9 protein-coding genes, 1 tRNA gene and 1 pseudogene are annotated in these 11,263 nt (G+C 60.4%); 7 read left to right on the forward strand and 4 right to left on the reverse strand.

Features of this window, described 5'->3' with window-relative positions; translation table 11 throughout:
* Window positions 1-25: 25 nt before the first annotated feature.
* The 3 genes from K0F86_RS13485 to K0F86_RS13495 form a co-directional block, all read right to left on the reverse strand.
* A complete protein-coding gene (locus tag K0F86_RS13485; RefSeq protein WP_219134840.1) occupies window positions 26-781 on the reverse strand; it encodes a UDP-2,3-diacylglucosamine diphosphatase in 756 nt (251 codons plus the stop codon).
* Between the two features lie 86 nt (window positions 782-867).
* A complete protein-coding gene (locus K0F86_RS13490; protein WP_219134841.1) occupies window positions 868-1,359 on the reverse strand; it encodes a peptidylprolyl isomerase in 492 nt (163 codons plus the stop codon).
* 71 nt (window positions 1,360-1,430) lie between these two features.
* Window positions 1,431-2,069 carry a peptidylprolyl isomerase gene (locus K0F86_RS13495; protein WP_219134842.1) on the reverse strand — a complete coding sequence of 213 codons (639 nt, stop codon included), beginning with the start codon at window positions 2,067-2,069 and terminating at the stop codon, window positions 1,431-1,433.
* 278 nt (window positions 2,070-2,347) lie between these two features.
* Between K0F86_RS13495 and cysS the strand changes: the two genes are divergently transcribed.
* The 7 genes from cysS to K0F86_RS13530 all read left to right on the forward strand — a co-directional run bounded on the left by cysS (window position 2,348) and on the right by K0F86_RS13530 (window position 10,258).
* On the forward strand, window positions 2,348-3,745 hold the full coding sequence (gene cysS, locus K0F86_RS13500; protein WP_219134843.1) for a cysteine--tRNA ligase: 1,398 nt from the start codon (window positions 2,348-2,350) through the stop codon (window positions 3,743-3,745).
* Window positions 3,745-4,464, forward strand: coding sequence for a DNA-3-methyladenine glycosylase (locus K0F86_RS13505; RefSeq protein WP_257572154.1), 720 nt, complete (start codon window positions 3,745-3,747; stop codon window positions 4,462-4,464). The genes cysS and K0F86_RS13505 overlap by 1 nt, the downstream gene beginning before the upstream one ends.
* 54 nt (window positions 4,465-4,518) lie before the next feature.
* Window positions 4,519-5,493: an acetyl-CoA carboxylase carboxyltransferase subunit alpha gene (locus K0F86_RS13510; protein WP_010396889.1), complete on the forward strand. Its 975-nt coding sequence runs from the start codon at window positions 4,519-4,521 to the stop codon at window positions 5,491-5,493.
* Window positions 5,494-5,691: 198 nt separating this feature from the next.
* Window positions 5,692-7,110, forward strand: a complete 1,419-nt coding sequence (gene tilS, locus K0F86_RS13515; protein WP_219134844.1) for a tRNA lysidine(34) synthetase TilS — start codon at window positions 5,692-5,694, stop codon at window positions 7,108-7,110.
* Between the two features lie 196 nt (window positions 7,111-7,306).
* Window positions 7,307-8,554: an aspartate kinase gene (locus K0F86_RS13520; RefSeq protein WP_219134845.1), complete on the forward strand. Its 1,248-nt coding sequence runs from the start codon at window positions 7,307-7,309 to the stop codon at window positions 8,552-8,554.
* Window positions 8,555-8,664: 110 nt separating this feature from the next.
* Window positions 8,665-8,757, forward strand: a tRNA-Ser gene (locus K0F86_RS13525).
* Between the two features lie 292 nt (window positions 8,758-9,049).
* Window positions 9,050-10,258 (forward strand): site-specific integrase, encoded by a 1,209-nt coding sequence (locus tag K0F86_RS13530; protein WP_219134846.1) that lies wholly within the window; start codon window positions 9,050-9,052, stop codon window positions 10,256-10,258.
* Window positions 10,259-11,075: 817 nt separating this feature from the next.
* Here the strand turns inward: K0F86_RS13530 and K0F86_RS13535 are convergent.
* A pseudogene (locus K0F86_RS13535) lies at window positions 11,076-11,195 on the reverse strand (IS3 family transposase); the annotation flags it as partial.
* Window positions 11,196-11,263: the final 68 nt, after the last annotated feature.

Below are 11,263 nucleotides of genomic sequence, written 5' to 3' on the forward strand. Positions count from 1 at the left end.
CGCCCGTGCGGCGGTCGGCGCAGGCCTAGTCGATGATCTCGCCGCTCAGGTCATGGCGCGTGATGTTGCCGCGCGCATCGATGGCGATCCAGCCGCCGCGTGGCTGTTCCGGCGCCGTCACGTCGCATTCCCAGTCGGGCAGGACATAGCGCAAGGTATGGTCGACCTGGTGCAGGGCAGGGCGGTGCGTGTGGCCGTGGATCATGATGGTGCTCGCCTGTTCGGCAAACACTTGCGCCACCGCATCGGGGGTGACATCCATGATATCCATGGATTTTTCGCCATTGTGCGCGCGGCTGCTTTGGCGCAAACCGTCGATGATGGCCTTGCGCTGCGCCAGCGGCATGGACAGGAACTGTTTTTGCCAGGCGGGCTGGCGCACCATGGCGCGAAACTCCATGTATTGCACGTCTTTCGTGCATTCGGCGTCGCCATGCAGCAAGACGATGCGCCGGCCGGCAATCGTGGCCACATGCGGTTCGCTGAGCAGGGTGGCGCCGGCGGCGGCGGCAAAGCCGGAGCCGACAAGAAAGTCGCGGTTGCCGGCGATCCAGTACACATGCACACCGGCATCGCTGACGGCGCGGATGGCGGCCGTCATGCGCGCATTGAACGGGTCTTCCAGGTCATCGTCGCCGGCCCAGTATTCGAACAGGTCGCCTAATAGATACAGCGCTTGCGCATATTGCGCATGGTGTTCCAGGAAAGAAAGAAACGCCGCGCTGGTGCGCGGGTGCGAGCTCTGCAGATGCAGGTCGGAAATAAAGAGTGCGGCAGGCATTGTCATCGTTCAACGCTCCCAAGAAGTGAAGTGCATGGAGAGGCGCAAACGCTGCAATGCCTGTTATTCATGATGCTGTAGCTTGATTACGCTGCTTCGACTTTTTCGATGATGACGTCCGTCACTGGCACATCGGCGAACATGCCGGCGCGCGAGGTTTTCACGGCGCGGATGGCGTCGACGACTTCCTTGCCTTCGGTGACTTTACCGAACACGGCGTAGCCCCAGCCGTCCTGGCCTGGGTAGTCGAGGAAGCTGTTGTTCTTGATGTTGATGAAGAACTGGGCCGATGCCGAATGCGGATCCGACGTGCGGGCCATGGCCAAGGTGTAGGTATCGTTTTTCAGGCCGTTTTTGCCTTCGTTTTCCACGGTGGTGTCGGCAGGCTTTTGTTTCATGCCTGGCTCGAAACCGCCGCCCTGGATCATGAAGCCGTCGATGACGCGGTGGAAAATCGTGTTGTCATAGTGACCGGCTTGCATGTAGGCCAGGAAGTTGGCAACCGTTTTCGGTGCTTTTTCGGCGTCCAGTTCAGCGGTGATCTTGCCCAGATTGGTGGTGATGATGACGGAGGTCATGATGATCCTTAATAAATTAGATGAAGAATGATTCGACGGCCCCCGTGGTTCAGGGCCGCAAAAACGCTATTTTACAGTTTTGCGGGCGCTGATTTGAGTAAAGTCACCGATTCGATCACCACGGGGGTGACTGGCACGTTCTGGTGCGGTCCCTTGTCCACCACGGGCACGGCCTTGATCTTGTCGACCACGTCCATGCCTTTGATAACTTTGCCGAACACCGTGTAGCCGAAGCCGTCGCGGCCAGGGTAGTCGAGCGCGCCGTTATTGTTCACGTTGATGAAGAACTGCGAGGTGGCCGAATGCGGGTCGCCCGTGCGCGCCATGGCGATGCTGTAGGTGACGTTCTGCAAGCCGTTTTGCGCTTCATTCCTGATCGGCGCCTTGGTGGCTTTTTGCTTCATGTTCTTGTCGAAGCCGCCGCCCTGTATCATGAAGCCGTCGATGACGCGGTGAAATACGGTGCCCTTGTAGTAGCCGCTTTTGACATACTGCAAGAAATTGGCCACGCTTTGCGGCGCTTTTTCCTGGTCCAGTTCCAGCACGATCTCGCCCATGCTGGTTTTCAGGGCCACGTGCGGCGTGGGGTCGAGGGTAGCCGAAGGGCTTGCGGGTGCGGCTGCCACGACGGCGCTGCCCAGGGTGAGGCCGGCAAACAGGGTGCAAAAGCGCGCCAGGAAAGACAGGCGTTTCGATTTGATTTCTTGCATGAAGGTGTCCTTGATCGTTGTTTTTCTCTAAACTTGCTTTAATTGTAAAGAAATGAAAATTTGCTTGAGCAGCGTAAAAACCTGATCCATATCGGGCCAGTATGGTTTTTATCAATGTTATACTTGACCGCTAACGCCCTAATTCTAACAAACAAGAACAACACTATAGCGGCTCGACCAGTCTTGGCGCACACGGCAGTTCAGTGGCGCGGCACCCCCGGTGTCCGCGCCTGTCTGTCGTTTTGCCAGGCTGGCGGTCGCTCCACTTGCAAAGTACGATGAGCAATCTAAAGATTTACAACACCCTGGCTCGCGAGAAGCAGGTATTCGTCCCGATGGAAGCTGGCAAGGTACGCATGTACGTCTGCGGCATGACCATCTACGATTATTGCCATATCGGCCATGCGCGCATGATGATGGCGTTCGACGTCATCTACCGCTGGCTGAAAGCCTCCGGTTTCGACGTCACGTACGTGCGCAACATTACGGACATCGACGACAAGATCATCCGTCGCGCCGTGGAAAACGGCGAGACGATTTCCCAGCTGACGACGCGTTTCACCCAGTACATGGATGAAGACACGGCCGCGCTGGGCATCCTGACGCCCGACCACACGCCGCGCGCCACCGAATACGTGCCGCAGATGCTGCGCCTGATCGAGCAGCTGGAAGCGAAGGACCTGGCTTACCAGGGTCTTGACGGCGACGTCAATTACGCTGTGCGCAACTTCCCCCACTACGGCAAGCTGTCGGGCAAGTCGCTCGACGACCTGCGCGCGGGCGAGCGCGTGGACGTGAACACGGGCAAGCGCGATCCGCTCGACTTCGTGCTGTGGAAGTCGTCGAAGGAGTCCGAGCCGGAAGACGTCAAGTGGGACTCGAAATGGGGCAAGGGCCGCCCGGGCTGGCATATCGAGTGCTCGGCCATGTCCTGCGCCTTGCTTGGCGAACAGTTCGACATCCATGGCGGCGGCGCGGACCTGCAATTCCCGCACCACGAAAACGAGATCGCCCAATCCGAAGGCGCGTTCGGCCATACCAGCGTCAATTACTGGATACATAACGGTTTCGTGCGCCTGGACAATGAAAAAATGTCGAAGTCGCTCGGCAATTTCTTCACCATCCGCGAAGTGCTGCAAAAATTCGATGCCGAAGTGATCCGCTTCTTCATCCTGCGCGCGCACTACCGCAGCCCCCTGAATTACTCGGACGTGCACCTCGATGATGCGCGCCTGTCGCTGACGCGCTTGTACACGGCGCTGGCCGACGTGGCGGTGGAAGAGGGCGCCATCGACTGGAGCGAAGCCCATGCCGTGCGCGTGCGCGAAGCGATGGATGACGATTTCAACACGCCGCTGGCCGTGGCCGCCCTGTTCGACCTGGCGACGGAAGTCAACAAGAGCAAGTCGCCGGCCCTGGCGCGTCAATTGAAGGGGCTGGCGGGCGTATTCGGCTTGCTGGAACGTACGCCGCAGCAATTCCTGCAAGCGACTGTCGGCGCCGCCGCCGGTGGACAGGACGAGGCTGCCGGCATCGAAGCGGCCATCGCGGCGCGCGGCGCGGCGAAAAAGGCGCGCGACTTTGCGCAGTCCGACAAGATCCGCGCCGAACTGTTGGCGGCCGGTATCATTCTCGAAGACAAGCCTGACGGCTCGACCAACTGGCGCCGCGCATGATGGCTACGTCCAGGGAAAACGGGGAAGCCCCCAAGGTGACGGACTTGGCGCAAGTGATCCAGGTGCCGCACTACTGGGAAGAGGCGAAGATCGAGCTGATGAAGCGCGACCGCATCATGAAAAAGCTCATCCCGCAATTTGGCGACCTGCACCTGGTCGGCCATAGCGACCCGTTCACCACCCTGGCCCGTTCGCTGGTGGGGCAGCAGATCACGCCCAAGGCGGCGGATGCTGCCTGGAAAAAGCTGCTGGCCGCTTGCCCGAAATGCACGCCCTCGCAAGTGCTGAAGGCGGGCGCCGAGCAACTGTCCGCCTGCGGCTTGTCCAAACGCAAGACCGAATACATTCTCGACCTGGCCGACCATTTCAAGGCCAAGCGCGTGCACGCGAGCCAGTGGGACCAGATGGATGACGAAGCCGTCATCGCCGAACTGGTGCAGATCCGCGGCATCGGCCGCTGGACAGCCGAGATGTTTTTGATATTTAATCTGTTACGGCCGAATGTCTTGCCGCTCGACGACCCCGGTTTGATCCAGGGCATCAGCGTCAATTATTTTTCCGGTGAACCAGTTTCCCGCAGCGATGCGCGCGAAGTTTCCGCCAATTGGGAACCGTGGCGCACCGTGGCGACGTGGTATTTGTGGCGCAGTCTCGACCCTGCAGCCGCCCCTGCCGCACCCGATGCAGCCCCCGGCGCAGCAGCCGGTACGGTAAAATAAACATAGATGACGCCGCGCGCCCTGGCGCCGTGGCCGGTAAAACCTGGAGGTACAATGACTAAAACGACTTTCCTCAATTTTGAACAGCCGATCGCGGAACTCGATTCCAAGATCGAAGAGTTGCGCTTCGTGCAAGACGATTCGGCCGTCGACATCTCGGAAGAGATCGACCGCCTGGCCAAGAAGAGCCAGCAGCTGACCAAGGATATCTACGCCAAGCTGACGCCGTGGCAAGTGGCGCAGATCGCGCGCCACCCGCAGCGCCCCTACACCATGGATTACGTGAATGAAATCTTTACCGATTTCCACGAATTGCATGGCGACCGCAGCTACGCGGACGATCTGTCCGTCGTGGGCGGCCTGGCCCGCTTCAACGGCCAGCCGTGCATGGTCATCGGCCACCAGAAGGGCCGCGACACGAAAGAGCGCGCCCTGCGCAATTTCGGCATGCCGAAGCCGGAAGGCTACCGCAAGGCCATGCGCCTGATGAAAGTGGCGGAAAAGTTCAACTTGCCCATCTTCACCTTCGTCGACACGCCAGGCGCCTTCCCCGGCATCGACGCGGAAGAGCGCGGCCAGTCGGAAGCCATCGGCCACAACCTGTACGTGATGGCCGAACTGAAAGTGCCGCTGATCGCCACCATCATCGGTGAAGGCGGTTCCGGCGGCGCGCTGGCCATCGCCGTGGGCGACGCCGTGCTGATGCTGCAATACTCGACGTATGCCGTGATTTCGCCGGAAGGCTGCGCCTCGATCCTGTGGAAGAGCGCCGAGCGCGCCTCCGACGCGGCCGAAGCGCTGGGCCTGACGGCGCACCGCCTGAAAGCCATGGGCCTGATCGACAAGATCATCAACGAACCGCTGGGCGGCGCCCACCGCGATCCGAAACAGATGGCGACCTTGCTCAAGCGCGCACTGGCCGACACCCTGCGCCAGTTCCACGGCATGAAAACCAAGGACCTGCTGGCCGCCCGCCACGAAAAACTGCTGAGCTACGGCAAGTTCAAGGAAACCACGCCGAGCGAATAATTTGATGTAACCCAACGGCAAATGCTGGGGTCAGACCCTGAGGGGGAATGCGCGCCAGTGGTGCGCATTCCGATCCCGAAGGGACTGACCCCGGTCTTCAAGGTCTTGGGTTAACGCAAGCATAAAACACCAGGGACAGTCCGCTAAACGACACCATCCGTTTAGCCGCCTGTCCCTCTTTGCATTCCCGGAGTCCGAATGAAAAAGCAACAAACCGCCACCGTGCCCGACATCTTCGCCCGCGCGCTGGAAAACTGCGCGATGCCGCCCGGCAACCCAGTCGGCATCGCCCTGAGCGGCGGCCTCGATTCCGCGGCCCTGCTGCACCTGGCGCATGCCTGGGCGCAGGAGCAGGGCGTGGCCCTGCACGCGTTTCACGTGCACCACGGCCTTAGCCCGAATGCGGATGCCTGGCTGACCCATTGCGAGCAAACGTGCGCGGGCCTGGGTATCGCTTTCGAGGCGCGCCGTGTCACGCTGGAAAAGAATGCGAAGACGGGCACGGAAGAAGCGGCCCGCAAGCGCCGCTACGCGGCCCTGGGCGAGCTGTGCGCGGCGCACGGCGTGCGCCTGCTGCTGACAGCCCACCACCAGGACGACCAGGCCGAGACGGTGTTGCTGCAATTGCTGCGCGGCTCCGGCACGGCGGGCTTGTCCGGCATGGATGGCGCCAACAGCGCGCCCGAGCTGCTGGGCAACCCGGACCTGGTGATGGCGCGCCCGCTGCTGTCCGTATCGCGCAAGCAGCTCGAAGCGTATGTGGCGCACCATGCGATCGCGCACATCCACGACGAGTCGAACGACGATCCCCGCTTTGCCCGCAATGCTCTGCGGCACCAGGTGATGCCCGTGCTGGCGCAGGCGTTTCCCGGCTTCCAGGAGCGCTTCGCCCGCAGCGCCCAGCATGCGCAATCGGCGCAGCGCCTGCTGACGGAACTGGCGACGCAGGATTTGCTAAATTGCCTCGACGGCGACTGCATCGAACTGGCGAAGTTGCGCGAGCTGAGCGCGGACCGTTGCTACAACCTGCTGCGCCACTGGTTCGGCACGCGCGGCTTGCGCATGCCGTCGACGGCGTGGCTGGCGGAAATGCTGGCGCAACTGCTGGAGGCGCGGCCCGATGCGCAACTGCTGGTCACGCATCCCGAATGCCATGTGCGGCGCCACCGCGACCGGCTGTACCTGACGCCGAAGCTGAATGACCTGGCCGGCATGCGCGAGCGTGACGACGCGGGCATTCCCGGCCTGGAAAAGGCTGGCCAGCAATTTGTGTGGCAAGGCGAGGCGAGCCTGGCCTTTCCCGCGTATGGCGGCGTGCTGCATTTCGATGCGGTGGAAGCGGGCGGGCAGGGCATCGATATTGCCTGGTTGCAAGCGCAAACCTTGACGATCGACTTTCGCCAGGGTGGCGAGCGCCTGAAGCTGGCCCTGAACCGTCCCACCAAGAGCTTGAAATACCATTATCAGGCGTTCGACGTGCCCGCCTGGGAGCGCGAACGCCTGCCACTTGTCTGTGCGGCGCAACAATTGCTGTATGCGGCCGGGATTGGCCTCGATTGCCATTGTTTGAGCCTGCTGGAGCGTCCCCGCGTGGCCTTGCGCTGGCTCTCCTGCTGAGCGTAAGGGCCGCCGCCACGGCCACTCTCGGGGTGGCCGGCAAGTGGCTGCTCAAGCCAGCTGGACTGCATGGATTGGTTATTTCCATATGCGCAATCGGTATGAGCTAATGCGCTTTTTAGCTTGTTATTTTGCATTGCGGCATGTAGAGTAAAGCCCTCCTTTTTTATTCTTCTTGAGCGGAAACTTCACTCTTATGGCTTTAATCGTCCACAAATATGGCGGTACGTCGATGGGCTCGACTGACCGTATCAAGAATGTCGCCAAGCGCGTTGCCAAGTGGCACGACGCGGGGCATCAAATCGTGGTGGTGCCATCGGCCATGTCGGGCGAAACCAACCGCCTGATTGGACTGGCCAGGGAAATCATGGATCAACCCGATCCCCGTGAACTTGACATGATCGCCTCGACAGGCGAACAAGTGTCCGTCGGCCTATTGTCGATGGCACTGCTGGCGATCGGCAAACAAGCCGTATCCTATGCTGGCTGGCAAGTCGCGATCAAGACCGATTCCGCCTTTACCAAGGCACGCATCCAGTCGATCGATGACAAAAAAGTCAAGCGCGACCTCGATGCGGGCAAGATTGTCATCATTACCGGTTTCCAGGGCGTCGACGAGAACGACAACATCGCGACGCTGGGCCGCGGCGGTTCCGACACCTCGGCCGTGGCGATTGCCGCCGCCATGAAGGCGGCCGAGTGCCTGATCTTCACGGACGTCGACGGCGTCTACACGACCGACCCGCGCGTGGTCTCCGAGGCGCGCCGCCTGAAGACCATCACCTTTGAAGAAATGCTGGAACTGGCTTCGCTGGGTTCCAAAGTGCTGCAAACGCGTTCGGTGGAATTTGCCGGCAACTACCGCGTGCCCACGCGCGTGCTGTCGTCGCTGACCGACCCGATGTTGCCGCTGGAAATAGAAGCCAATTCAGGCACCCTGATTTCGTTTGAGGAAGATACAAACATGGAACAAGCAGTCATCTCCGGCATCGCCTTCAACCGCGATGAAGCCAAAATCACCGTGCTCGGCGTGCCCGACCGTCCAGGCGTGGCCTACCACATCCTGGGACCGGTGGCGGATGCGAACATCGAAGTCGACATGATCATACAGAATCAGTCGGTCGACGGTAAAACGGACTTTACCTTCACCGTCTCGCGCGGCGAATACACGCGCGCGCTGGCCGTGCTGGAAGCGAACCGCGAATCGCTGGGCGCGGCCAGCATCACGGGCGACGCGAAAGTGTCGAAACTGTCCGTCGTCGGCGTGGGCATGCGCAGCCATGTTGGCGTCGCATCGCAAATGTTCCGTACCTTGTCGGAAGAGGGCATCAACATCATGATGATCTCCACTTCCGAAATCAAGATCTCCGTGTTGATCGATGAAAAGTACATGGAACTGGCCGTGCGCGCGCTGCATAAAGCGTTCGAGCTGGAAAAAGCGTAAATATCCAAAAATATTGCCCCACGCCCTTGACCAAAGGGGGGGCAGTCGATATTATGACGTTCGTCGCTGCAGCGCAGTTAGCTACAGAGACATAGTTGAGTAATCAGCTAGGAGACGTGGCCGAGTGGCCGAAGGCACATCCCTGCTAAGGATGCATACGGCTTATACCTGTATCGTGGGTTCGAATCCCACCGTCTCCGCCAGTATTTCTAAAAACCCGCTTCGGCGGGTTTTTTCATTTCCGCTCCTCATAGGAGAAACCACGTAAATCCATCCGCCAGCGTCCGCTGCCTGCCGCGTCAATCCTGCATCTGCTGGGGGGTAGGCTGGGGGGTAGGTATGGCTGTGTGCGCTGCCTTCAAGCGTACGTCACCGATCCTGTTATGTCCCGCCTGTTGCCGCAACTGACCTTGCGCGGGATCAAGTGTCGTTGCCAGCACGCGCTTGATCGCGCGCTAAAATTAGTACGGGTTCTCGCATTGCGGGAGTGGGGGCATGGCAATCAGGATGAACAAGCTGTCGGCGCTGGTCGTCGGTCGCGCCAGGGAGCCAGGGTATTACGGGGATGGCGGCGGACTGGTGCTGCAAGTATCCGGCGCTGGCGCCAGGAGTTGGCTGTTTCGTTACAGCGTAGCTGGCAGGCGTCACGAAATGGGGCTGGGTTCTTGTCTGGCAGTCGATCTGGTCGAGGCGCGCAAAAAGGCGCGGCAATGCCGTTTGCTGCTGAGCGAAGGGCGCGATCCGCTGGCAATGCGCCGCCAGGAAAAACAGGCCGGGATGCTGGCGCGTGCGCGTCAAATGACCTTTGAGCAGTGTGCGGCGTCGTATATCGCGGCGCACCGGCATGGCTGGAGAAATGCCAAACATGTGGCGCAGTGGGAAAACACCCTGGCCGCCTATGTGTTCCCATTGGCGGGGGCGCTGCCTGTCGCGGCGATCGACACCGACCTGGTCGTCAAGGTGCTCGATGCAATCTGGTTGTCAAAGACGGAGACGGCAACGCGCATACGCGGCAGAATCGAATGCATACTCGACTGGGCAACGGTCAGCGGCTTTCGTCAGGGAGAAAATCCGGCGCGCTGGAAAGGCCATCTGGAAAATCTGCTGGCCAATCCGAACAAGGTTTCTCCAGTGAAAAACCGGCCGGCCCTGCCGTGGCAAGAGATCGGCAGATTCATGGCCGCCTTATCGGGTCAGGAAGGGATTGCTGCCAGGGCGCTGGCGTTTGCCATCCTGACGGCTGCGCGCTCAGGAGAGGTCAGGGGGGCGCGGTGGCCGGAGATTGACCTGGAGGCGGCCCTGTGGACGATTCCAGCGCAGCGCATGAAGGCAGGCAAGGAGCATCGCGTGCCGCTCTCTGGTGGGGCGCTTGCGCTGCTGCGCGCAGTGCCGCGTCAGGGGGACATCATCTTTTCAGGCCGCAAGCGTGGCACGCAGTTGTCGGACATGAGTTTGACGGCAGTCTTGCGCCGCATGCAGTTTGACGATATCACCGTACATGGTTTCCGTTCTTCGTTCCGCGACTGGTGCGCCGAGGCGGCAGCCAATACCTTTTCGCGAGAGGTATGTGAGCATGCGCTGGCGCACCGCTTGCCGGACAGGGTGGAAGCGGCCTACAGGCGCGGCGACCTGTTCGACAAGCGGATCGTGCTGATGCAGGCATGGTCTGACTTTTGCACCAATCCCGCGCCGCCTGTCGTGTGATGGCATGCCCCATGGAGTATCCTTGCGCGGACTGAGGACTGGTATGCGTGTTCAGGCGCCTTGCAGCCACTGTCCGCATCCAGTGCCGCCATGCGCTCCTGAATCAGGCCGGCAAGCGTTCCTGGAGTCTTGCGGAGGCCAGGAAGGTGGCTTCCTTGAAGCTTGCATAAATCCCGCTACGCCATTTTCCGCTGCTTGCCGACACTTCAGGCAGGCGGCTGAAGCGCGCCTCGTTGAGCGTTGGCGCGCCAAGGTACTCTGGCGTGGAAGGCGGTGTCACTTGGGCGGCGCTTCTCCTCAGCGGTGAGACAGGATTGGTGCCAGCACGACGGCAATGGCGCAGACCGGATCGCCATCCTTGCATCGCCAGTTGATTGTTGCTGCGGGTATCGTCGCTGAAGGCCAGAAATGCGACGAACTCCTGGCCGCGCTTCGCTGATGGTGGCGTTTGAGCCAGGCACGCAGTTGTTCAGCACAGGATTCTTCATGGTATTTAATCGCCCTCATGTCGTGCGGAACTTGCACGGTTAAACCACAAATCTGCCACGGTTGAACCACAAATCTGACACGGTTGAAGCCTGAAATGCCACGGTTGAAGCAGATATGGCACAAATAAGGCCTTATAAGGCCTTATTTGCTTTCAGCCGTGCCAAAAAAGGGGTTTGGTCGACGTTGCGTCCGACGATTTTAGTGCTTCAGTCGCTGCGCGAATCGGGGCAGGATAGGTGAAGTTAGCTAACCTTCGGTTGGCTAACTTCACGACCCTTATTCGCGCCTGCGGCGCTCAACGGTAGCCTGCTCTGCGAGGCCCAGCGGCCGGATGCACGCCGAACTCTTGCGCGATCTCCGTCACCGTCTTGACGCCGCGAACGGCCTCCAGACCGACCTTGGCCTTGAACTCGGCCGTGTCTACCCGACGTTTTTTACCTTCACTCATTTGCTGTCATCCTTTCACGGACCACAGCTTAAACCATCGTCTCAGATTCGGGATCCACTATACTGCTG

It is taken from the genome of Janthinobacterium sp. UMAB-60, from assembly GCF_900095235.1.
Taxonomy (GTDB): Bacteria; Pseudomonadota; Gammaproteobacteria; order Burkholderiales; family Burkholderiaceae_D; genus Janthinobacterium.

Excerpts from the sequence above, each read along its gene's own strand:
- K0F86_RS13485 (WP_219134840.1), bottom strand. The coding sequence starts at position 781 with ATGCCTGCCGCACTCTTTATTTCCGACCTGCATCTGCAGAGCTCGCAC.
- K0F86_RS13490 (WP_219134841.1), bottom strand. The coding sequence starts at position 1,359 with ATGACCTCCGTCATCATCACCACCAATCTGGGCAAGATCACCGCTGAA.
- K0F86_RS13495 (WP_219134842.1), bottom strand. The coding sequence starts at position 2,069 with ATGCAAGAAATCAAATCGAAACGCCTGTCTTTCCTGGCGCGCTTTTGC.
- cysS (WP_219134843.1), top strand. The coding sequence starts at position 2,348 with ATGAGCAATCTAAAGATTTACAACACCCTGGCTCGCGAGAAGCAGGTA.
- K0F86_RS13505 (WP_257572154.1), top strand. The coding sequence starts at position 3,745 with ATGGCTACGTCCAGGGAAAACGGGGAAGCCCCCAAGGTGACGGACTTG.
- K0F86_RS13510 (WP_010396889.1), top strand. The coding sequence starts at position 4,519 with ATGACTAAAACGACTTTCCTCAATTTTGAACAGCCGATCGCGGAACTC.
- tilS (WP_219134844.1), top strand. The coding sequence starts at position 5,692 with ATGAAAAAGCAACAAACCGCCACCGTGCCCGACATCTTCGCCCGCGCG.
- K0F86_RS13520 (WP_219134845.1), top strand. The coding sequence starts at position 7,307 with ATGGCTTTAATCGTCCACAAATATGGCGGTACGTCGATGGGCTCGACT.
- K0F86_RS13530 (WP_219134846.1), top strand. The coding sequence starts at position 9,050 with ATGGCAATCAGGATGAACAAGCTGTCGGCGCTGGTCGTCGGTCGCGCC.